The following is a 21,612-nucleotide window of genomic DNA, read 5'->3' as shown; positions in this document are numbered from 1 at the left end:
CGCTCATGTGTGGCATCGTCGGCGCCGTCGCCAGTCGTAACGTCCAGAACATCCTGCTCGAGGGCCTGCACCGCCTCGAATACCGTGGCTACGACAGTGCGGGCATGGCCGTCCTCTCCGAAGAGGGTCGCCTGAACCGCGTGCGTGCGCTGGGCAAGGTCGGGGCGCTGCAGAGCCGCCTCGAGGAAGCTCCGCTCAAGGGTCGTGTCGGCATCGCGCACACCCGCTGGGCCACCCATGGCGCGCCGAGCGAAGCCAATGCCCACCCGCACCAGTCCGGCGATAGCCTGGCCGTGGTCCACAACGGCATCATCGAGAATTACGAGACCCTCAAGCGCGAGCTGGAAGGCCAGGGCTACGTCTTCACCTCCGAGACGGACACCGAGGTGGTCGCTCACCTGCTGGCGCGTGAATACACCCTGAGTCAGGACCTTCTGACCGCGGTGCAGAAAGCCGTGGCGCTGCTCGATGGCGCCTTCGCGCTGGGCGTGGTGCACCGTGCCCAGCCGGACGTGCTGATCGGCGCGCGTCAGGGCAGCCCGCTGGTGATCGGTGTCGGGATCGACGAGCACTTCCTGGCCTCCGATCAGCTGGCGCTGCTGCAGGTCACCGATCGCTTCATCTACCTGAAGGAAGGCGATCTGGTGCGCATGACCGCCGAGCAGATCGAGATCTTCGAGCAGGGCGAGCGTCTGGTCACCGAGGCCAACGAGCGTCCGGTGCAGACCTTCGAGCACGCGCAGGATGCCGCTTCCAAGGGCGATTACCGTCACTTCATGCTCAAGGAAATCCACGAGCAGTCGCGTGTGCTGGCCGCCACGCTGGAAGGCCGCCTGAACGGTGATCACGTGCTGGTGCGCAGCTTCGGCAGCGAGGCGGAAAACCTCTTCCGCCAGGTCAAGCAGGTGCAGATCGTCGCCTGTGGTACCAGCTACCACGCTGGCATGGTCGCGCGTTACTGGATCGAGCGTCTGGCCGGCATTCCGGCGGCGGTCGAGGTCGCCTCCGAGTTCCGCTACCGCCCGGTGGTGGTCGCCGATGGTACCCTGTTCGTCACTCTGTCCCAGTCCGGCGAGACCGCCGATACGCTGTCCGCGCTGCGTTATGCCCAGTCGCTGGGAGGCTTCCTCGGCAGTCTGGCGATCTGCAACGTCCCGGGCAGCTCGCTGGTGCGGGAATCAGACCTCAGCCTGATGACCATGGCCGGCCCGGAAATCGGCGTCGCCTCCACCAAGGCCTTCACCACCCAGCTGGTCGGCCTGATGCTGCTGACACTGTCGCTGCGTCGTGTGCGTGGCGGTGATGAGGCGGGTGAAGCCGAGGTGGTGCGCGAGCTGCGTCAGCTGCCGTCGCTGGTCACCAAGGCACTGGCCATGGACAGCGAGATCGAGCGTCTCTCCGAGGCCTTCGCCGACAAGCACAATGCGCTGTTCCTCGGGCGTGGCACCCAGTTCCCCATCGCACTGGAAGGCGCCCTCAAGCTCAAGGAAATCTCCTACATCCACGCCGAGGCCTATCCGGCGGGCGAGCTGAAACACGGCCCGCTGGCACTGGTCGATGCTGACATGCCGGTAGTGGCGGTGGCGCCGAACGACGAGCTGCTCGAGAAGCTCAAGTCGAACCTGCAGGAAGTGCGCGCGCGTGGCGGCGAGCTTTATGTGTTCGCTGACGAGAACATCAGCCTTGAAGAGAGCGAAGGCGTGCGCGTGCTGCGCATGCCGCATGTCAGTGAAGTGCTGGCGCCGATTCTCTACACCCTGCCGCTGCAGCTGCTGTCCTATCACGTCGCCGTGCTCAAGGGCACCGATGTCGATCAGCCGCGCAACCTGGCCAAGAGTGTCACGGTCGAGTGATCTGCGATGCAAGATGGCTGCGCCATATCTGGCGCAGCAGCAGATGAGCCCAGTCTCATTGTGCCAACGGCAGCCTCAGGGCTGCCGTTTTTGGTATCCTGTGCGCCTGCCTTCTTATCCCCTTCCGTCCGCTGCGCGTTCATCGCCCGGCGCACGCACGTGACCTGCCATGACTGATCGCGACGCATCGCTTACCCGCCTCAACAAGTTCATCAGCGAAACGGGCTTCTGCTCGCGACGCGAGGCGGATCGCTACATCGCCGAAGGACGAGTGACCATCAATGGTGTCGTGCCCGAAATGGGCACCAAGGTCGCGCCGGGCGATGAGGTGCTGGTCAATGGCAAGCCATTGAAAGCCAAGCAGGAAGCGGTCTACCTGGCCTTCAACAAGCCGGTGGGCATCACCTGCACCACCGAGCGCCATGTCGACGGCAACATCATCGATTACATCGGTCATCCCAAGCGTATCTTCCCGATCGGTCGCCTCGACAAGCCCTCCGATGGCCTGATCTTCCTGACCAGTGACGGCGATATCGTCAACAAGATCCTGCGTGCCGGCAATGCCCACGAGAAGGAATACGTGGTGCGGGTCGACAAGCCGATCAACGGCGACTTCCTCAAGCGCATGGCCGCTGGCGTGCCGATTCTGGACACCATCACCCAGCCGTGTCGCATCGAGCAGATCTCGACCTATGTGTTCCGCATCACCCTGACCCAGGGCCTCAACCGTCAGATCCGTCGCATGTGTGAGGCGCTGGGCTATGAGGTCTTCAAGCTCAAGCGGGTGCGCATCATGAATGTCAGCCTGGACGGGCTGGGAGTCGGCGAATGGCGGTATCTCACCCAGCGCGAGATGGCGGATATCCAGCAGATGATCGAGGGCTCCAGCGGCACTGAGGAAGCCTCGCGCCTGGCGGCGGCACCGCCTCCTTCCCAGCACGCGACGGCCGCGCGCCATCAGCGCGCCGCCCAGGATACGGACGCTGGCCGGCGTAGCGGGACTCGACGTCATGAGGGCGGCAAGAGCGGATCCGGCCAGCGCAGCCCTGATAAACGCGAGACACGTCAGCGCGGTGCTGATCAACGCCGTGCGGGCCAGCGTTCAGGAGCCAAGCAGGAGGGTGCAGGGCGTCGCGAGCGTTCTGACGAGCGCACCACGGGGCGTGGCAATCAGGAAGGCAGAAGCGACGGTAGAAGTGCCAGCAGGAATGCCAGCAAGAGTGCGGGCGGCGCCGGCAAGCTTGCCAGCGGACTCAAGCCGCGCACGCGTGGCAATGCCAGTGATGGCCGCAATGAGCGTGGCGCGGCCAACAGCAAGGGCTCTGTCAACAAGGCCTCTGCCAACAGCAAGACCGCTGCCAACAAGGGCGGCGGCAGCAAGAGTTACGGCAACACGAGCTCGGGGAAAAACAGCTCGGCTGGCAAGGGCGCCTCGTACAAGGGTAGCGGTCCCTCCAATGGGGGACGCGGTCGCCGCTAGTGAGCCGTCTGCACCTGCTTGTCATGCGCCGGTGAGGCAGGCTGTGCAGTCTGAGGCGTGCGGCGATGGTAGCGGCCCAGCACGAAGGACAGTGTCGCGAATGCCAGTGCCGAACAGATGACCTGTGGCCAGGGGTAGACCAGCGCGGCGATCGCGATCAGCAGCAGGTCGAAGGCGAAGGTGGTGCGACCGGCATGGATGCCGAAGCGTCGCTCCAGATGCAGTGCCAGAATGTTCAGGCCGCCCAGCGAGGCGTTCTCGCGAAACAGCAGCGTGATGCCCAGGCCGATCAACAGGCCTGCGGCTATCGCCGCGACCGGCAGGCTGACGGCACCCAGCGGCAAGCTGACCGCCAGCACATCGGACAGCACGGAGAGCAGGCTGACGCAGCCCAGCGTGCGCAGGGTGAAATTCAGCCCCAGCTGTTTCCAGGCCAGGCCGTAGAAGGGCAGGTTGATCAGGAAGAACAGGCTGCCGAAGCTCAGTGCTGTCAGGTCGGCACCCAGCAACGACATGCCGGCAGTGCCACTGACCAGCAGGCCACCGGCCTGCAGCAGGCGTACGCCAAGCGCCACCAGCAGGCAGCCCTCGATGAGCGTGATCAGGCTGCGCAGGGTGATGGCATTTGCCGCGCGAGAGCGGCTGCCGCTGGCGCGCAGAATGAGTCGTTGGAAAGCAGTCATGACAGGCTCCGGGGTATGGGCAGTCAACAAGAGTGTCTTCCGGCGCGGCTTGTGGCTGGCTGGAAGCGGAGTCAGGGCGGTGGGTGGACCGCTTGCTGACGTGTCATGCAGGATGCGGACCATAGCACGCCGTGATGACAGTTTTTATTGTGCTTACGTCGCTCTGGCAGACGATATTCTTCGGCTTATTGGCTCTTTGACCCTTATATTCCTCTAGTTCTGGCCTCTTCATGCACCATTTTCATGCAGCCTCCGCACCGTCGGATGCCTCGCACTCGGCGGGGCATCTTCATCTCGGGCTCGCGATGTGGGCCAATGACGACTGGCGCGGCAGCCTGCTGCCGGGCAGCGGCCCGCGGGAACATCTGGCGGATTACGCCCGGGTCTTCGATAGCGTCGAGGGCAATACCAGTTTCTATGCCCAACCCACGTCTGCTGCCATCGCCAGCTGGGCACGTCAGGCGCCGGCCAATTTTCGTTTCTGCTTCAAGTTGCCGGGCCGACTGACTCATGAATTGCGCCTGCAGGGCATCGAGCAGGAGCTGGCGGAGTTTCTCGATTGCCTGGCGCCGATAAAGGACCGCCTCGGTCCGATCATGATTCAGCTGCCGCGTGACCTCGGGGCGGAAGTCCTGCCACGCCTCGAGCAATTTCTGCAGTCGGTGAAGGGAGCAGGGCTTGCCTGGTCGGTGGAGCCCCGCGACCCGGTATTCTTCGCCAAGGGCGAGGCGGAACGACAGTTGAATCGCTTGTTGATAACTCACGCAGTCGATCGCGTGATGCTGGATGTGCGTCCACTCTTCAGTGGCCCCACCACCGCGCATCCGGGCCTTGCGGTGGCGCGCGCGGAAAAGCCTCACCGCCCATTGCATGTGTTCTCCAGCGGACAACATCCCGTGGTGCGCTTCATCGGTCATTACGATGAAGCCACCAACCGGGCACTGTTCGCTCCCTGGGTAGAGCGACTTTTCTTGTGGATAAGTCAGGGGAAAAGCCCGTTTCTCTTTGTACATACACCGGACAACAAGGCAGCGCCCGCGCTGGCACGCCTGCTGGCCAATCAGGTGCTGGCGAAACTGGACCGCCCCTTGATCGGGGCCTTTCCGGGAGAGGGGCAGGGCAGCCTGTTCTGACGCTCCACCTGGCCGTGAGGTTTCTCCTGTGAGGCCATGGTCTGATGGTGGCTTGCTGGCAGATGGCCCCTCAATCGAGTAGCTTTAGCCACATGTTGCCGTTACCTCGGCGATATTTACCGGAGATGGGCAGTCTGCCCGTTCCGGCGTGCCTATCGGCACTTGCCTGTCATTCCCCACGACCTATCCGGTCAGCGTGAATGCCGGGAGCACCACAGCAGTGATCCTGCGACGCCATCGTGTTGGCCACGGATGATCCGTCCGCATTGGCAGCATGATGCAACAAGCACAACAAGGTGTCCGAAGTCGCTACCAGCGACTGGCACCCTCGCGACGAATCAGGGATTCACATGTCATCCAAACCGCATTCCCACGCACAGTGGTCTTCTCGCCTGGCCTTTACCCTGGCTGCCGTCGGTTCTTCCGTCGGTCTGGGCAATATCTGGAAATTCCCCTACATGACAGGTGAGAGCGGCGGCGGTGCCTTCGTCCTCGTCTATCTGATCTGCATACTGCTGATCGGTCTGCCGATCCTGATGTCGGAATGGCTGCTGGGTCGCCTGGGGCAGAAGAACCCCATCTCGACCATGAGCCACATCAGTGCCCGGCTCAAACGCAGTCCCGCCTGGGTCTTGATCGGGGTGGCCGGCGTGCTCGGCGCCTACCTGATCCTGTCCTTCTACAGCGTCATCGGTGGCTGGGCGCTGGCCTTCATCGCCGACGCGGCCAGCGGCAGTTTCGAAACCCTGACCTCTGACACGGCCGGTAGCCTGTTCGGCGGTCTGCTGGGGGACCCGACCACACTGCTGGCCTGGCACAGTGCCTTCATGCTGATGGTGATCCTGGTCGTGGCCGGCGGGGTCGCCGGTGGCCTGGAGCGTGCCGCCAAGATCCTGATGCCGCTGCTGGCGGTGATGTTGATCGTGCTGGTCGGCTACGCTGCCACCACCGATGGCTTCGCTGATGCCGCCGCCTGGCTGCTGACGCCGGACTTCTCCAAGCTCGACAAGGATGGCGTGCTGGCGGCCATGGGGCATGCCTTCTTCACCCTGTCACTGGGCATGGGCATCATGATGGCCTACGGCTCCTACCTGTCCGATGACGTCAACATCGGGCGTACCGCGCTGGTCGTGGTGGTGCTGGATACCGTCATCGCCCTGCTGGCCGGTCTGGCCATCTTCCCGGTGGTGTTCTCCAACGGCCTCGACGCCGCCGCGGGCCCGGGCCTGATCTTCCAGACCCTGCCGCTGGCCTTCGGCCACATGCCGGGCGGTGAAGTCTTCGGCGTGGTGTTCTTCGTGCTGCTGGTATTCGCGGCCTGGACCTCAGGCATCTCGCTGCTGGAGCCCATCGTCGAATGGCTGGAAGAGAAGACGCCGATGTCGCGCGTCGGCTCGGCCTGGGTCGCGGGTATCGCCACCTGGCTGCTGGGCATCGCCACCATCCTGTCCTTCAACCTGTGGAGTGACGTGGCGCCGCTGGGTATGTTCGCCAAGTTCGAAGGCATGACCATCTTCGACCTGCTCGACTACGCGACCAGCAAGCTGATGCTGCCGCTGACCGGTCTGGCGACCATCGTCTTCGTCGGCTGGTTCATGGGCCGTGACGAGGTGCGCAGCCAGCTCAACATGAGCGACTCGGCCTTCTCGCTGTGGAGCTTCGTGGCGCGCTATATCGCCCCGATCGGTGTGGTCGTGGTGTTCGCGTCCAGCCTGTAGGTCTAGTGAGATCTCGAGAGATATAGAGAGATCTCGTGAAACACTTGCCATGACATGCCTCAGGCCTGTCATGGCAGGCAATGCGAAAGGCCCGCCATCCGGTGGGCCTTTCCTGTTTCTGAGCCTGGAGAATCTCAACCCGGTCGCGTGCTTGCCTGGCAGGCGTCATGGCTGGGTAGCGCTGCGCTGCGTGGCCGTCGTCTGTCATTCGTTTGACATAGAAGATTCATCCTTTCCGAGAGGGAAAGTCGCCATCAGGCGTGAGCCTGGTTTCAGGTATTGAGAGGCGCATGGCGGCGGATACGCACTGAAATGGTGCATCAAGGATGATGGCGGCACGCGATAGAGGAGAAATGTGACAAACAGAAGAAGAGCGGTGGGGCGGAAAATGAGGTGAGAAAAAACGAATATTTCGGGATTGATGAGCAGGACACCGGGCATGACAGCGCAGAAGGCACTTCAGTCAGGGGGGATGATGCTGAAATTGCGCCAGAGGGGGGTACGACCATGCTCGAAAGAGATGGTGGAAGGTGTCGCATGGAGCCCGAACCCTGGCGGATCAGAGCGTGAAAACATCACTGATCGGCGGGGAGCGTATCGCCTCCCCGCCTGGAATCAGTGGGTGTCGATATCGCTTTCAGTATCCATTTCCAGCACTTCGATGTCGCTTAAATCCTCGCTTAGGCGCTTGATTTCGTTGTGCAATTCTATTCCACGACGGGCGCGGAGATGGCGGACTGCGCTTTGTTTCTTGCGGGCCTGATGTTCGTCGGCACCGAGAGTCATGAAAATATCGAGAAGCTCTTTCTTGAGCGTATCTACCTGCTCTGAATTACGCATGATTCGACCTCCATGGCATCCAAAGGATGTGGGCTTTCACTGGCGCCACACCGTTTTACTATAGCTCACTTGACAAAATTGTGACTATCGCCTGCCTGTGCAGGCGACACCCCTGGGGGGATGACGTAAGCTCAGGCATGCCCATGAAGTCTGCAAGGAGTGTGCCGTGAGCCATGCCATCTTCGACGACCTGAGGAGCCGGATGGAGAATTTCCGCCGCTCTGAACAAAAGGTCGCACGCTATGTCCTTCGCCATCCGGAGGAAGTGATTCACATGCGGATCGTCGATCTGGCCAGCGAGTCATCGGTCAGTGAGCCGACGGTCGTGCGTTTCTGTCGGGCAATGGGCTTTGCCGGCTTCCAGGATTTCAAGCTGCAGCTGGCGCAACGCCTCGCCACCGGCACCCAGTTCGCCCAGTTCTCCATGAATGACTCCGACAGCGTGGCCGAGTTCTCGCACTCGCTGTTCGATTCCACCATCGGCACCCTGCTGTCGGTGCGTGACCGTCTGGACGCCGAAGCCGTCGCGCGCGCCATCCACTCGCTGGCCTCCGCCAGCCGGGTCGAGTTCTACGGCTATGGTGCCTCGGGCGCCGTGGCTCACGATGCCCAGCACAAGTTCTTCCGCCTGCAGATCTCCACCGCCGCCTACACCGACCCGCACATGCAGAACATGTCAGCGGTGACGCTGGGGCCGCGCGATGTGGTGGTGGCCATCTCCCAGACCGGCCGCACCAAGGCGCTGATCGCCAGCGTGCGTCTGGCGCGGGACGCCGGCGCGACCGTCATCGGGCTGTGTCCGAGTGGCTCGCCACTGGCGGATGAAGTCACGCTGCCGCTGCACATCGATGTGCACGAAGACACCGAGATCTACACCCCGATGAGCTCGCGTATCGCGCACCTGGTGATCGTCGATACGCTGGCGGTCGGAGTCGCCAAGGCGCGCGGACCCAAGCTCAAGGAGCAGCTGGAGGCGGTCAAGAAGAGCCTCGCCACCCTGCGCATCGACGACCACGACTTCGATACCCACTGAGCACCGCCCGGGCATCATCTGTCTTGAAGGCAAGTGCAAGGTACGTATGTGCAAGGAAGGCCGGCGCGGGGAAGAGCAGGGCAGGCCGCTGTGATAAGGTGGATGCCTGAACAGGGGCAGCGAATCTCACGCTGCTCCGCTCCTCGACTCCTCTGCCCTGTGGTGAGCCCTGCATGTCCGAATCGCCCCTCCTCGATCACCTCAACACGCATCAGCGTGAGGCCGTGTCCGCGCCGCCGGGCAACATGCTGGTACTGGCGGGGGCCGGTTCCGGCAAGACCCGCGTGCTGGTTCACCGCATCGCCTGGTTGATGGACCAATACCAGTTCTCGCCCTACGCCATCCTGTCGGTGACCTTCACCAACAAGGCCTCGCGGGAGATGCGCACGCGTCTCGAGGCGCTCAATGGCAGCAGCCTGCGCCACATGTGGGTCGGCACCTTCCACTCCATCAGTCACCGTCTGCTGCGCACCCACTGGCAGGAGGCGCGCCTGCCCGAGCACTTCCAGATCATCGACAGCGATGACCAGCTGCGCATGGTCAAGCGGCTGCTCAAGGAGCACAACGTCGATGACGAGCGCTGGCCGCCCAAGCAGGTCCAGTACTTCATCGCCGGCTGCAAGGAGGAAGGTCTGCGCGCCCATCAGGTGCAGACCCATGGCGATGCCTACATGGGCAAGATGGTCGAGATGTATGAGCTCTATCAGCTCGCCTGTGAACGCGGCGGCCTGGTCGATTTCGGTGAGCTGCTGCTGCGCTCGCTGGAGCTGCTGCGCGATACGCCGCACCTGCTGGCGCATTACCGCGAGCGCTTCGCCCACCTGCTGGTCGACGAGTTCCAGGATACCAACACCCTGCAGTACGCCTGGCTGAAGCTGCTGGCCGGTGATCGCGAGTGCATGACCGTGGTCGGCGATGATGACCAGTCCATCTACGGCTGGCGTGGCGCGCGGGTCGAGAACATCCAGCGCTTCACCGAGGAGTTCGCCAACACCCGCGTGGTGCGTCTGGAGCAGAACTACCGCTCCTCCAGCGCCATTCTGGAGGCCGCCAACGCCCTGATCAGCCACAACGGCGGGCGCATGGGCAAGGAGCTGTGGACCGACAGCGGTCGCGGCGAGCGCATACGTGTCTACGCCGGCTTCAATGACATCGACGAGTCGCGCTATATCGCCGATACCATCCGTGAACTGGTCAATGAGCATGGCTACAGCCGCGACGAGATCGCGATCCTGTATCGCTCCAATGCCCAGTCACGCGTGCTGGAGGAGACGCTGATCCGCCAGGGCATGCCGTATCGCATCTATGGCGGCCAGCGCTTCTACGAGCGTCTCGAGATCAAGAACGCGCTTGCCTATCTGCGTCTGATGAACAACCGCGAGGACGATGCCGCCCTGGAGCGCGTGATCAACGTGCCGGCGCGTGGCATCGGCATGCGTACCGTCGAGCAGCTGCGCGAGCGCGCACGCTACGGCAACCTGACCATGTGGCAGGCGATGAGCGATGCGGTCTCCGATGGCGCCCTCAAGGGACGCGCCGCCACCGCAGTGCGTGCCTTCGCCGACATCATCGATGGCCTCGACAACGACACCGCCGGCATGGCGCTGCATGAGCTGGTCGAGCACGTCATCCATGTCTCCGGCCTGCGTGAGCATCACGCCGCCGAGAAGGGCGAGAAGGGCCAGGCGCGCCTCGAGAACCTCTCGGAGCTGGTCAACGCCTGCCGCGCCTTCAGTCAGGGCGAGCGCATGGACCCGGAAGCCCCCAGCGAAGGGGCCGAGGCGCTGGAGCCCTTCCTCGCCGAAGCCGCGCTGGATGCCGGCGATCACGAAGCCGCCGAAGGCGAGGAATGCGTGCAGATGATGACGCTGCACTCCGCCAAGGGGCTCGAATTCCCGGTGGTATTCGTCGCCGGGGTCGAGGAGGGGCTGTTCCCGCACAAGATGTCGCTGGAGGAGCCGGGGCGTCTCGAGGAAGAGCGTCGCCTGTGCTACGTCGGTGTCACCCGTGCCATGCAGCGCCTCTACCTGACCTACGCCGAGCTGCGTCGCATGCACGGCAAGGAGACCTTCCAGCGGCCGTCGCGCTTCCTGCGTGAATTGCCGGAAGAGCTGATGGAAGAGGTGCGTCTGCGTGGCCAGGTCTCGCGTCCGGTCTCGACCCAGCGCGCCACGCCGAATCGCCGTCCTTCCGGTCCGCGTCAGGAGAGTGTCGAGGCCAATGGCGACATGCCGGCACTCTCGCTCGGCAGCCTGGTACGGCATCCGCTGTTCGGGGAAGGCGTGGTCATCAATGCCGAAGGCCAGGGCGAGCGCGCGCGCGTGCAGATCAGCTTCGAGGGCGAAGGCGACAAGTGGCTGGTGCTGGGCTTTGCCAAGCTGGAAGTGCTGAGCTGATCCTGCATTGATGGCAGACGCAGCCATGAGGCGCTGACTGCAGGCGCTGGCAAGAGGTGTAGCGCGGGGCAGGGGGCGCGGTATTCGTTCGCCATTACGGCCTTGGTGCAGTTGTGGGCCATCCATGGGTCGCGGCATAGTGGCAGACATGCTGTCTTGATGCCGCGTCATGCATTGCCCACAACTCGAACAAGGAAAGTCCCATGCAACGCCGCCGTTTTCTCTCTGCTCTGGGGGCCGGTGCTGCCGGTCTCGCCGCCGCGCCTTTCGTGTCCACCGCCAATGCCGCCGAGGGCGAGACCATCCACTGGAAGATGGTCACCTCCTGGCCGAAGAACTTCCCGGCACTGGGCACCGGTGCCAATGAATTCGCCAGCCTGATCGGTCAGCTCTCTGGTGGTCGCCTGCAGGTCAAGGTCTATGGCGCCGGCGAGATGGTACCGGCGCTGGAAGTCTTCGATGCCGTGTCCTCCGGTACCGCCCAGATGGGCCACTCGGCCTCTTACTACTGGAAGGGCAAGGTGCCCGCGGCCCAGTTCTTCACTGCGGTGCCCTTCGGCATGAACACCACCGAGACCAACGCCTGGCTGTATCATGGCGATGGCATGAAGCTGTGGGACGAGATCTACTCGCGCCACAACCTCAAGCCGCTGGCGGTGGGCAACACCGGCACCCAGATGGCCGGCTGGTTCAACAAGGAAGTGAACAGTCTCGAGGACATGAAGGGGCTGAAGATCCGCCTGCCGGGGCTGGCGGGCGAAGTGATGAATCGCATCGGCGCCAGCGCGGTCAATCTGCCGGGCAGCGAGATCTTCACCGCGATGGAAACCGGCGTGATCGATGCCACCGACTGGGTCGGCCCCTACAATGATCTGGCCTTCGGCCTGCATCAGGTGGCCAAGTATTACTACTCGCCGGCCTGGAACGAGCCTTCCGCCATCCTCGAAGGCACCGTCAATCTCGAGGCCTGGCAGGCATTGCCGGAAGACCTGCAGCAGGTGGTGATCCAGGCGGCCAGAATCGCCAATCACGCCATGGTGGATGAATTCGCGCTGCGCAACGCCACTGCGCTGACCTCGCTGGTCGAGGAGCACGGTGTGGAGCTGCGTGAATTCCCCCAGGACGTCTATGCGGCGCTGTTCGATGCCTCCAACGAGGTGCTGGACGAGTTCATTGCCAAGGATGAGGACGCCAGGCGCGTCTATGAGTCCTACCGCGCCTTCCAGCAGCAGGTCGCGCCCTGGTCGCGTATCGGTGAGCAGGCTTATCTGGATGCGCGTGGTCGGGTGCTGGGCGAAGCCTGAGCGAGTCTCTTTCCGACTGCCTGCCTGACTGTCTGAGCGCGTGACTGATTGTTGACGAAAAAGCCGCCCCAGAGGGCGGCTTTTTCTTGGCGTGTGGCTGACAGGAAGAGAGGCGAGGCGCCTGGCTCAGTCCTGCTCAGGATCAGTCCTGCTCCTCGATGATGGCGGTGCTGGCCTGCTCCGGTACGGCGCGGATGCGGCCATTGTCATCGAGTGCCACCATCACGTAGCAGGCTTCGGTCACCTTGGTCAGCGCGTGTTGATTGCGCTCCTGCGGCGGGCGGATCCAGACCTCGACGGCGAGCCTGATCGAACTGCGCCCGACCTCGGCCACCTGAGTGAAGATATTGACCACCGAGCCGATACGCACCGGCGACAGGAAATCGAGGCCTTCGACGGCCACGGTGGCAGTGCGTCCGTGGGCGACGCGCCCGGCGGCCAGCTCACAGGCCTCGTCCATGCGGTGCATCAGCCAGCCGCCGCTGATGTCGCCATAGAGATTGGTGTCCTGGCGTTGGGCGATCAATTTTAGCGTCAGTGTGCCGTTCGGCGTCGGGATATCATCCAGAGCTTGCATGTCATGACTCGCTATCTTGTTGTTATAAAATGGTCATTTCATTTCTGCACCCTTGCGTCTGAAAAAGGTGCGTCTTTTGGCGCAGGGCGCTGCCTTGCATAGGACGCCTCCTTGTACAGGGCACTGCCTTGCACAGGGGGCCTTATACAGGGCACTTCGGCAATCGCCGAAGAAAGTCACCGGGGCCATCGATAGCATCAGCGCGACGCAGACCATGGCGGATGAGCCGCAGCGGCTTCATCATCTCCTGTATCCTACTCCGGCGGACAAAGCACTGTCCTCACTGACGATGGACTGTCAGGAGATTTTTTGCGCTGCAGCATGGAGTATCGTTCCTCAACGCAGCAATGACGGATACTCGCTGTCTTTCGCCATGCTGCACGGGCCGCCTTGATCCACCGTCGCATGCCCGTCGCCACGGGCGTGGCAAGCAGTGGCCAGCTCCGTGTCGCATCGTCATCTTGTTCATTCTCTGGTGGGAAGTCGCCATGTCAGTTTCCGTCGGGTCGCTTGTTCGTTCAGGCTTTCGCGCCGTGTTCGCGTCGCGTCGCGGGTCATCCGCGTCCTCCTCATATGTGCCTTCCTCCTGCGCGCCCCGTCTGCGCTCAGGTCTGCCGTCGCTGCGGCTGATGTCGCTTGCCTGCCTGCTGGGGCTCTCGACGCTCTCGGCTCCGGCACTGGCCGACAAGGTGCCCGAATATCGCCCGGTGTCCGGGGTGGTGGGCAACCTGACGGCGGTGGGCTCGGATACCCTGTCGGTGCTGGTAACGCGCTGGGCTGCCCAGCTGCGCCGCTATCATCCGGGGGTGCGCGTGCAGCTGCAGGCAGCGGGCTCCTCGACGGCGCCGCCGGCATTGATCGCCGGCACCACTCGCATCGGGCTGATGTCGCGCCCGATGAGCGATCAGGAGCGTCAGGACTTCACGCGTGAATTCGGCTATCCGCCGCTTGGTGTGCCCGTGGCGCTGGATGCGATGGGCATCATCGTGCATCGCAGCAATCCGCTGGAGGAGATCAGCATCGCGCAGCTGGATGCCATCTTCTCCGCCACGCACAACTGTGGTGGCCAGGCAGCCAATCGCTGGGGCCAGCTCGGGCTGAGTGATGAGTGGAATGACCGCCAGATCACGCGCTTCGGGCGCAGTGCCACCTCGGGCACCTACGGCGCCTTCCGCCGTATCGCGCTGTGCGATGGCGACTTCCGCCTCGATGTCAGTGAACAGCCGGGCTCGGCCTCCATCATCGGTGCGGTGGGCTCCTCGCCCAATGGCATCGGCTATGCCAGCTTCAGCACTTCTTCGCCGCTGGTGAAGCAGCTGTCCGTCAGCCGTGAGGCGGGTGGCCACGCCGTCTTCCCGAGCCGGGCCAGCATTCGCGATGGCCGTTATCCGCTGACCCGCGCGCTGTACATCTACGTCAATAGGGTGCCTGACGAGCCGCTCCCGGCGCTGGAGCAGGCCTTCCTGTCATTGATCATGTCGCGCCAGGGTCAGCAGGCCATCCTGCGTGGTGGCTATGTGCCGCTGCCGGAAAAGCAGCTGCTGCACTGGCGTCAGCAATTGGGGCTGGAGGATGTGGATGCCCTTTGATTCGCCTTTGTCATCTCTCTGTCATCACTTGGACATAATCTCGGTGCCATACCCGCTTCATGCGTCTGCGGAGTCGACACTCCAGGGCGCGAATCCTTTCGTGGTGATATTTCATGTCGGCAGTTGATGCCTCCCGAATGCAGCGTCGTCGTCTGCGGCATGACCGTCTTGCCAGTCTGTGGCTGACAGCGGCCGGGCTGGGCGTGATGGTCATCGTCGTCGTGATGCTGGCCTATCTGGTCAGCGTGTCGTGGCCGCTGCTCAAGCCCGCCAGCGTCACGTCGCTTCCTCAGCAGGCGCTCGAACAGCAAGTGAGCGACCAGCAGATGCCTGCCGCGCAGACCGATCCTGACTGGCTGAGCGCCTTGCCTGACATGCCGCTTGCCGCGCGTGACGGGCTGCCTCCCGTGCTGGCCAGTGACGATTCGACGGCGGATTCGCGTACCTCGCCGCTGGCGGGTGTCTGGCTCGCGGATGATCGCCTGCAGGTGGTTCAGCAGTCCGCCGCTGGCGTGCGACTGCGCGGCAGTGCCATCGAGGTTCCCGCAGGGCTTGAGCGCCGCCAGGCAAGCCTGATGCTCAGCCGTGACCAGCTGTGGCTGCGCATTCCGTACGAGGAGGGCGATGGCCTGTGGCTGGCGCGCCTGGCCTTGTCGGCGTCGCACGCTACCGCCGGCGCGCTGGGTGACGATGCAGCAAGCCAGACGCCGCTCTCCGAGTGGCAGCAGCAGTGGTTGCCGGGCACGGCCAGGCTGTCTTCGCAGCAGGGGCGTCTGCTGGTCACCGCTGACCGCGATGGCTTCACCCAGTGGCAACTGAGCGAGGCCTCCACCGGGACCAAGCCGCTGGCGCGCAAGCTGGCACATCACGCTATGGCCTCTTCTGCCTCCGCGTCATCGCCGGCGATCACCGCGATCAGCGTCCTGCGTGGCGGCAGAAGCCTGATCGTCGGAGACGCCGCCGGTGGCCTGAGCCATTACCTGTTGCCGGCGCATGCGCAGCCGCTGGTCAAGGCCGGCGTCTTTGACAGTGACCTGTCGGCGCCGGTGGTGACGATGGCTGCCGCCCATCACAGCCTCGGCTTTGCCGCGCTGGACGCCAACGGCCGCCTTGGCCTCTATCTGGCCACCAGCGAGCGTCGCCGTCAGGTGCTGGACTGGCTGGACGCCGCCCGGGTCGCGGCTGGCGTGACGCTGGAATTTGACAATGATGACCGCCGCTTGCTGGCATCGGCGACCCGGGAGGCAAGGCTGCCCGCTCAGGAAGCGTCGCTGGGGGCGCTCGGCAAGGCCTATGCGGGGCTTGCGATACACGACCCGCATCAGGCCGTCGGGCTCGACGCCATCTTCGGCAAGGTCTGGTATGAGGGACGCGCAGCGCCGGAGTGGATCTGGCAGCTGGAGAGCACCGGTACCCACGAACCCCGTCTGTCGCTGGTGCCCATCATGTGGGGCACGCTCAAGGCGGCGCTGGTCGGGCTGCTGTTTGCCGTGCCGTTGGGGCTCGGCTGTGCCATCCATGTCGCCTGCTTCATGGCGCCGCGCCAGCGTTCCCGCATCAAGCCGCTGCTGGAGATGATGGAGGCGCTGCCGACCGTGGTGATCGGCTTCATCGCCGCGCTGGTGGTCGCGCCCTTCGTCGAGCGTGAGCTGATGGCGGTGTTGCTGGGGCTGGTCCTGATTCCGCTGGGCACCATGGTGGCCGGCTTCCTGTGGACCCTGTCGCCGCGCGTATGGCGTAATCTGCTGCCGGAAAACATGGCGGCCTTCGGGCTGTTGCCGCTGCTGTTCGTGCTGCTGTGGCTGGATGTGACCATCGCCGGCCAGGTCGAGCAGTGGTGGTTCGACGGTGACCTCCGCCAGTGGCTGTTCAGCCACTACGGCATCGATTACGCCCAGCGCAACACCCTGGTGACCGGCATGGCGCTGGGGCTGGCGGTGATGCCGACCCTGTTCACGCTCAGCGAGGATGCCCTCTCGTCGGTGCCGCGCGGTCTGGCCGCAGGCTCCGCGGCGCTTGGCGCGACGCCATGGCAGAGTCTGCGCCGCGTCATCCTGCCTGCCGCTGCGGTCGGGCTGTTCTCGGCGATGATGATCGGCATGGGGCGTGCCGTCGGTGAGACGATGATCGTGCTGATGGTGGCCGGCAATACGCCGCTGGTGGATGCCAGTCTGTTCGAGGGCCTGCGTTCACTGGCCGCGACCCTGGCCATCGAGCTGCCGGAGGCCGAGGTCGGCAGCAGCCACTACCGCTTGCTGTTCCTCGCTGCCCTGGCATTGTTCGTCTTCACCTTCGTGGTCAATACGCTGGCGGAAGTGCTGCGACAGCGCTTCACGCCGCCCAATCAGGGGAGCTGGGGATGAGTCACCCTGACACCAATCGCGCCAGCTCCTCACTGCTGCGCCCGCGCGAGCCGCTGGTCGGGCGCCTGCAGCGCTACTGGCGCGACGGCGGCCCGTGGGGCTGGCTGAATGCCATGGCGGTCAGTGTCTCGCTGGTGCTGGTGCTGGGCCTGCTCAGCCTGCTGGTGGTGGGCTCCTTCAGTCACTTCTGGCCCTCACGGCTGGTCGAGGTGGAGCTGACGGCGCAGCCGGGCCAGAGTCCCACGGCGCTGACCACCACGCGCGGTGAGCCAGCGGCCGACAATCGCCATCTGCTCGGCGAGCTGATGCACGAGGAGATGCGCCGTGTTACCTCGGGCGAGGGGGATGACGCTCGCCAGCAATGGTGGCTGCTGCAGACATCCTCACGTGACGGGGCCGCGGCCAGCTGGCAGTGGCTGCCGGAGACGCTGCTCGACAGGATGACCTTCCCCAGCCAGGCGCTGATGCTGGAAATGCGCGATGGCCGCACTCTCTACGGCATGCCACGGGCGCTGAGTGACCCGATGACAGGGGAGATGGACCACACGCCCGATGTCGGCGACGGACCTGTCCGGCCCTTGTCCGAGGACGCCGAGCCGCTGTTTGCCCGCCTGAAGATGATCGAGAGCGAGCGCCGCCAGTTGCAGGCACTGCGCCTGGACAGTGAAGCCTTGAGCAGTCGCTATCAGGCGCTGCAGCAGTCGCTCGAATCCCGGCGCAGCGCCACTGCTGACGGTGACCCGGCGCGGACTCAAGAGGACGCTGAGCTCGAGCAGCAGATGCAGGAGGAGTTGGAAGAGGTGCGCAGCGCCTTCATCGAGCGTGAAGGTCAGCTGAGTGCCCTGCGGGATGCGCTGGCGGGCGGTCAGTTGCTGCTGGGCGGCAATGGCGGCTACGAAGGCCGCATCGCGCTCGATGATATCCGCAATGCCTGGCGGCCCAATGCGATGGGCTTCAGCGGCCGGCTGATGATGACGTTCAAGCGTTTCCGTGACTTCGTGGCTGGCGCGCCCACCGAGGGCTTCGGTGGCGTCTGGCCCGCCATCTTCGGCACCGTGCTGATGGTGGTACTGATGTCGATCATGGTGATGCCCTTCGGCGTGATGGCGGCGCTCTATCTGCACGAGGTGGCCCATCAGGGACGCCTGACGCGCCTGACGCGCATCGCGCTGCGCAACCTGGCCGGGGTGCCCTCCATTGTCTACGGCGTGTTCGGTCTCGGTTTCTTCGTCTATGGACTGGGCGCCGGAATCGATGAGCTGTTCTATTCCGAGCGGCTGCCGACGCCGACCTTCGGGACCGGCGGCATTCTGTGGGCCTCGCTGACGCTGGCCCTGCTGACCTTGCCGGTGGTGATCGTCGCCACGGAAGAGGGGCTGGCGCGCGTGCCGCGTCGTCTGCGCGAAGGTGCGCTGGCGCTGGGGGCGACACGCCTGGAAACGCTCAAGCGCGTGGTGATTCCGGCTGCCTCGCCGGCGCTGATGACGGGGCTGATTCTGGCCGTGGCGCGTGCGGCGGGCGAAGTCGCGCCGCTGATGCTGGTCGGGGTGGTCAAGCTGGCCCCGGACCTGCCGCTGGATGACAGCTTCCCGTGGCTGCATCTGGACCGAAAATTCATGCATCTGGGGCATCAGGTCTATGATCTGGCCTTCCAGAGCAGCGACGCCTTCAGCAGTCGGCCGCTGGTCTACGCGACCGCGCTGGTGCTGGTGGTCGTGATTCTATGCCTCAATCTGAGTGCCATTCGCCTGCGTCACATGCTGGCACAACGTTACAAGGGAGCCACCGAATGAGGCGTGACTCTGAACAGCCCAAGCCCCAGTTGTTTCTTCAGGAGACGCCTGCGCGGCCGGCTGAGGACATCTGCCTGGAAACCCGTCACCTGAGCCTCGATTATCAGGCACGTGTCGGCAAGGAGAACCAGACGCGCCGCGCCCTGGAGGACGTCAGCCTGCAGATCGCGCGCAAGCGCGTGACGGCCTTCATCGGCCCTTCCGGCTGCGGCAAGTCGAGTCTGTTGCGTACCTTCAATCGCATGACCGATCTCGACGAACAGTCACGTCTTTCCGGCAAGGTACTGCTCGAGGGCGAGGACATTCATGCGCGCGGCGTGGACGTGCCGATGCTGCGCCGCCGGATCGGCATGGTCTTCCAGACGCCCAACCCCTTTCCGATGTCGGTCTACGAGAACGTGGCCTTCGGACTGCGGCTGGTCGGCGAGAATGACAAGCGCCACCTCGATGACAAGGTCGAATCCTGTCTGCGCTCCGCGGCGCTCTGGGAAGAGGTGAAGGACCGCCTGCACGACAGCGCGCTGGGGCTCTCGGGTGGCCAGCAACAGCGGCTGGTGATCGCGCGGACGCTGGCGGTCGAGCCGGAGGTGCTGCTGCTGGATGAACCGGCCTCGGCGCTGGACCCCATCTCGACGCTCAAGATCGAGGAGCTGATCCGTTCGCTGCGCTCGCGCCTGACACTGATCATCGTCACGCACAACATGCAGCAGGCCGCGCGGGTGTCAGACGATACCGCCTTCCTGCATGAGGGCCGCCTGGTGGAATTCGCCCCGACCGATCAGCTGTTCACCAACCCGCGGCGCCGCCAGACGGAAGACTACATCACGGGGCGTTTCGGTTAGCGCGCTCATGCGCGAACGTGCAGCCAGGTAGCCCTTTCGTCCTGATATTGCTGACGATGGCGGCCAGATAGCGCCTTTGCGCCATGGGTGAAACATAACTGCAATCAAGTGTCGGCATGCTGAGGGGGAGCCCGCTGTGTCAGTCAGTAGTGGGCCATACTTGTCACGTCATTCATGTCACGCCCCCTGACTCGGTGGGCGACTTTCCGGGAGAGGGAAATGGATATCACCAGCGATTCGCACGGCAAGCATATCTCAGAGCAGTTCAATCACGAGCTGGATGCACTGAAGACACACCTGCTGGCCATGGGCGGACTGGTAGAGAAGCAGCTGCAGGATGCCGTCACGGCATTGCTGGAAGGCGACAGTGAAACCGCCACGCGGGTGCGCGACAACGACAAGGCTGTCAACGACATGCAGCTCAAGATCGATGACGAGTGCACCCGGGTGTTGGCCCGCCGTCAGCCGGCGGCCTCCGACCTGCGCCTGGTGCTGGCCGTCATCCGCGCCACCTCCGATCTCGAACGTATCGGTGATGAATCGAGCAAGATCGCACGCAATGCCATCTCGCTGGTCGAGAATGGCCAGAGCCCGCGCGGCATGGTCGAGGTGCGTCACCTCAGTCAGCACGTGCGCAGCATGGTGCGTGACTCCCTGACGGCCTTCGCGCGCTTCGATACCGACCTTGCCCTCAAGGTACTGCGTGAAGACGCCTCGGTGGATCTGGAATATCAGAGCGCGATGCGCTCGCTGATGACCTTCATGATGGAAGACGCGCGCCAGATCACGCCGGTGCTCAATGTGATGTGGATTCTGCGTGCGCTGGAGCGCATCGGTGACCACGCCGACAACCTGGCCGAGTACGTCATCTTCCTGGTCAAGGGCGTGGACGTGCGTCACACCGATACCCATGATCTGAAGCCGCAGGACCTGGACAAGAAGTGAGCTGACGCGCTTCCCTGCCCCTGTGTCGCCTCTTTCGCCCCGCACCTGCCCACCGGCAGGCCGCGGGGCGATTGCGTCGTGGGAGCGCGAGCGGTGTCAGGCGGCCGACAGCTGCGCCGCGCAGGCGGGAGTGCTAGGGTGTGGCTCCGGTCAGCCCGCTGGCTGGCCGGTTCTTTTGAGATGACGAGGACGTCGCATGATTGATGCCGTATCGGCGCTGGTCCGCGGGACCCGCATGGTCTATACCCCCGGGCTGCGCCGCTTCGTATTCGTACCGCTGGCGATCAACCTGGTGCTCTACAGCATCACGCTGTGGGTGTTGTTCAACCAGTTCGGTGGCTGGATCGATTACTGGATGCTCAAGGTACCGGCGTGGCTGGACTGGCTCAGCTGGTTGATCTGGCCGGTGCTGGTGGTGAGTCTGTTGCTGGTGGTGTTCTTCACCTTCAGCCTGGTGACCAACCTGATCGCCGCGCCCTTTTACGGCATTCTGGCCGAGAAGGTCGAGCATCGTCTGGATGGCACCCTGATCGATGATGATCGCGGCCTGATGAAGATCGGCGTCGACTCGCTGGGGCGTGAAATGGCCAAGCTGGGCTACTTCATCCCGCGCATGATCGCGCTGTTCATCATCGGCTTCATCCCGGGCCTGAACCTGCTCTCGCCGCTGTTGTGGGGACTGTTCTCGGCCTGGAGCATGTCGATCCAGTACCTCGACTACCCGATGGACAACCATCAGGTCAGCTTCGGTGACATGAAGCAGCGCCTCAAGGCGCGCTGGTGGCCCTCACTGACCTTCGGCGCCGCGGTGTTCGTCATGACGCTGGTGCCGCTGGCCAATCTGCTGTTCATCCCGGGCGCCGTCGCCGGGGCGGTACTGATGTGGCAGAGCCACTACCGTCAGTTGCCGGCGCCGCGTCGTTGAGACAGCCTGTCGCAGAGCTGGCTTGTCGCTGAACTGACTCGTCGCTAAGTTGGCACGTCGCTGAAATAGCCGCAGCGTCGTCTGATTGACCAAACGAAACGCCCCGCAGTCGCCTCCTTTCGAGGTGGCTGCGGGGCG

At 64.0% G+C, this 21,612-nt stretch carries 16 protein-coding genes; 13 read left to right on the top strand and 3 right to left on the bottom strand.

All coding sequences use genetic code 11. The annotated features are described in order from the left end of the window. Nucleotides 1-5 precede the first annotated feature (5 nt). Together glmS and rluF are read left to right on the top strand one after the other, a co-directional pair. On the top strand, nucleotides 6-1,853 hold the full coding sequence (gene glmS / locus CLAM6_RS17500) for a glutamine--fructose-6-phosphate transaminase (isomerizing) (RefSeq protein WP_043331725.1): 1,848 nt from the start codon (nucleotides 6-8) through the stop codon (nucleotides 1,851-1,853). A 169-nt stretch (nucleotides 1,854-2,022) separates the two neighbouring features. Then, on the top strand, nucleotides 2,023-3,333 hold the full coding sequence (gene rluF / locus CLAM6_RS17495; RefSeq protein WP_153636722.1) for a 23S rRNA pseudouridine(2604) synthase RluF: 1,311 nt from the start codon (nucleotides 2,023-2,025) through the stop codon (nucleotides 3,331-3,333). Here the strand turns inward: rluF and CLAM6_RS17490 are convergent. After that, nucleotides 3,330-4,016, bottom strand: coding sequence for a YitT family protein (locus tag CLAM6_RS17490; protein ID WP_082388683.1), 687 nt, complete (start codon nucleotides 4,014-4,016; stop codon nucleotides 3,330-3,332). The genes rluF and CLAM6_RS17490 overlap by 4 nt on opposite strands. A gap of 230 nt (nucleotides 4,017-4,246) precedes the next feature. Between CLAM6_RS17490 and CLAM6_RS17485 the strand changes: the two genes are divergently transcribed. Next, nucleotides 4,247-5,149, top strand: a complete 903-nt coding sequence (locus CLAM6_RS17485; protein ID WP_153636721.1) for a DUF72 domain-containing protein — start codon at nucleotides 4,247-4,249, stop codon at nucleotides 5,147-5,149. A 350-nt stretch (nucleotides 5,150-5,499) separates the two neighbouring features. Beyond that, nucleotides 5,500-6,867 carry a sodium-dependent transporter gene (locus CLAM6_RS17480; RefSeq protein ID WP_043331727.1) on the top strand — a complete coding sequence of 456 codons (1,368 nt, stop codon included), beginning with the start codon at nucleotides 5,500-5,502 and terminating at the stop codon, nucleotides 6,865-6,867. Nucleotides 6,868-7,482: 615 nt separating this feature from the next. Here CLAM6_RS17480 and CLAM6_RS17475 read toward each other — a convergent pair. Further along, on the bottom strand, nucleotides 7,483-7,707 hold the full coding sequence (locus tag CLAM6_RS17475; RefSeq protein ID WP_043331728.1) for a PA3496 family putative envelope integrity protein: 225 nt from the start codon (nucleotides 7,705-7,707) through the stop codon (nucleotides 7,483-7,485). Between the two features lie 166 nt (nucleotides 7,708-7,873). Between CLAM6_RS17475 and hexR the strand changes: the two genes are divergently transcribed. From hexR to CLAM6_RS17460, 3 genes are all read left to right on the top strand, one after another. Beyond that, nucleotides 7,874-8,740 (top strand): transcriptional regulator HexR, encoded by an 867-nt coding sequence (gene hexR / locus CLAM6_RS17470; protein WP_043331730.1) that lies wholly within the window; start codon nucleotides 7,874-7,876, stop codon nucleotides 8,738-8,740. Between the two features lie 173 nt (nucleotides 8,741-8,913). Continuing rightward, nucleotides 8,914-11,136 carry a DNA helicase II gene (uvrD, locus tag CLAM6_RS17465; RefSeq protein ID WP_043331731.1) on the top strand — a complete coding sequence of 741 codons (2,223 nt, stop codon included), beginning with the start codon at nucleotides 8,914-8,916 and terminating at the stop codon, nucleotides 11,134-11,136. 203 nt (nucleotides 11,137-11,339) lie between these two features. Then, nucleotides 11,340-12,440, top strand: coding sequence for a TRAP transporter substrate-binding protein (locus tag CLAM6_RS17460; RefSeq protein ID WP_043331733.1), 1,101 nt, complete (start codon nucleotides 11,340-11,342; stop codon nucleotides 12,438-12,440). Between the two features lie 142 nt (nucleotides 12,441-12,582). Here CLAM6_RS17460 and CLAM6_RS17455 read toward each other — a convergent pair whose 3' ends face one another. After that, entirely contained in the window at nucleotides 12,583-13,017 is a 435-nt protein-coding gene (locus CLAM6_RS17455; RefSeq protein ID WP_054556356.1) for an acyl-CoA thioesterase, read from the bottom strand. Between the two features lie 629 nt (nucleotides 13,018-13,646). Between CLAM6_RS17455 and CLAM6_RS17450 the strand changes: the two genes are divergently transcribed. The 6 genes from CLAM6_RS17450 to cysZ all read left to right on the top strand — a co-directional run bounded on the left by CLAM6_RS17450 (nucleotide 13,647) and on the right by cysZ (nucleotide 21,474). Further along, nucleotides 13,647-14,606, top strand: a complete 960-nt coding sequence (locus CLAM6_RS17450; RefSeq protein ID WP_054556469.1) for a PstS family phosphate ABC transporter substrate-binding protein — start codon at nucleotides 13,647-13,649, stop codon at nucleotides 14,604-14,606. Nucleotides 14,607-14,719: 113 nt separating this feature from the next. Continuing rightward, complete coding sequence (locus CLAM6_RS17445; protein WP_153636720.1) at nucleotides 14,720-16,969, top strand: ABC transporter permease subunit; 2,250 nt, start codon at nucleotides 14,720-14,722, stop codon at nucleotides 16,967-16,969. After that, entirely contained in the window at nucleotides 16,966-18,762 is a 1,797-nt protein-coding gene (gene pstA / locus CLAM6_RS17440; RefSeq protein WP_153636719.1) for a phosphate ABC transporter permease PstA, read from the top strand. Before CLAM6_RS17445 ends, pstA begins: the two co-directional genes overlap by 4 nt. After that, nucleotides 18,759-19,604: a phosphate ABC transporter ATP-binding protein PstB gene (gene pstB / locus CLAM6_RS17435; RefSeq protein WP_084589238.1), complete on the top strand. Its 846-nt coding sequence runs from the start codon at nucleotides 18,759-18,761 to the stop codon at nucleotides 19,602-19,604. Before pstA ends, pstB begins: the two co-directional genes overlap by 4 nt. A gap of 219 nt (nucleotides 19,605-19,823) precedes the next feature. Then, on the top strand, nucleotides 19,824-20,549 hold the full coding sequence (gene phoU, locus CLAM6_RS17430) for a phosphate signaling complex protein PhoU (RefSeq protein ID WP_043331737.1): 726 nt from the start codon (nucleotides 19,824-19,826) through the stop codon (nucleotides 20,547-20,549). A 196-nt stretch (nucleotides 20,550-20,745) separates the two neighbouring features. Further along, complete coding sequence (gene cysZ, locus CLAM6_RS17425) at nucleotides 20,746-21,474, top strand: sulfate transporter CysZ (RefSeq protein ID WP_107335789.1); 729 nt, start codon at nucleotides 20,746-20,748, stop codon at nucleotides 21,472-21,474. The last annotated feature ends 138 nt before the right edge of the window (nucleotides 21,475-21,612 follow it).

The sequence above is a fragment of the Cobetia sp. AM6 genome, assembly GCF_009617955.1.
Classification (GTDB): domain Bacteria; phylum Pseudomonadota; class Gammaproteobacteria; order Pseudomonadales; family Halomonadaceae; genus Cobetia; species Cobetia amphilecti.
The sequence above is the reverse complement of the archived record's forward strand: the minus strand, read 5'-3'. Positions and strand labels throughout refer to the sequence as shown.

Excerpts from the sequence above, each read along its gene's own strand:
- CLAM6_RS17485 (WP_153636721.1), top strand. The coding sequence starts at position 4,247 with ATGCACCATTTTCATGCAGCCTCCGCACCGTCGGATGCCTCGCACTCG.
- CLAM6_RS17445 (WP_153636720.1), top strand. The coding sequence starts at position 14,720 with ATGTCGGCAGTTGATGCCTCCCGAATGCAGCGTCGTCGTCTGCGGCAT.
- uvrD (WP_043331731.1), top strand. The coding sequence starts at position 8,914 with ATGTCCGAATCGCCCCTCCTCGATCACCTCAACACGCATCAGCGTGAG.
- cysZ (WP_107335789.1), top strand. The coding sequence starts at position 20,746 with ATGATTGATGCCGTATCGGCGCTGGTCCGCGGGACCCGCATGGTCTAT.
- CLAM6_RS17460 (WP_043331733.1), top strand. The coding sequence starts at position 11,340 with ATGCAACGCCGCCGTTTTCTCTCTGCTCTGGGGGCCGGTGCTGCCGGT.
- glmS (WP_043331725.1), top strand. The coding sequence starts at position 6 with ATGTGTGGCATCGTCGGCGCCGTCGCCAGTCGTAACGTCCAGAACATC.
- pstA (WP_153636719.1), top strand. The coding sequence starts at position 16,966 with ATGAGTCACCCTGACACCAATCGCGCCAGCTCCTCACTGCTGCGCCCG.
- CLAM6_RS17490 (WP_082388683.1), bottom strand. The coding sequence starts at position 4,016 with ATGACTGCTTTCCAACGACTCATTCTGCGCGCCAGCGGCAGCCGCTCT.
- CLAM6_RS17480 (WP_043331727.1), top strand. The coding sequence starts at position 5,500 with ATGTCATCCAAACCGCATTCCCACGCACAGTGGTCTTCTCGCCTGGCC.
- CLAM6_RS17450 (WP_054556469.1), top strand. The coding sequence starts at position 13,647 with ATGTCGCTTGCCTGCCTGCTGGGGCTCTCGACGCTCTCGGCTCCGGCA.
- phoU (WP_043331737.1), top strand. The coding sequence starts at position 19,824 with ATGGATATCACCAGCGATTCGCACGGCAAGCATATCTCAGAGCAGTTC.
- rluF (WP_153636722.1), top strand. The coding sequence starts at position 2,023 with ATGACTGATCGCGACGCATCGCTTACCCGCCTCAACAAGTTCATCAGC.
- CLAM6_RS17455 (WP_054556356.1), bottom strand. The coding sequence starts at position 13,017 with ATGCAAGCTCTGGATGATATCCCGACGCCGAACGGCACACTGACGCTA.
- pstB (WP_084589238.1), top strand. The coding sequence starts at position 18,759 with ATGAGGCGTGACTCTGAACAGCCCAAGCCCCAGTTGTTTCTTCAGGAG.
- CLAM6_RS17475 (WP_043331728.1), bottom strand. The coding sequence starts at position 7,707 with ATGCGTAATTCAGAGCAGGTAGATACGCTCAAGAAAGAGCTTCTCGAT.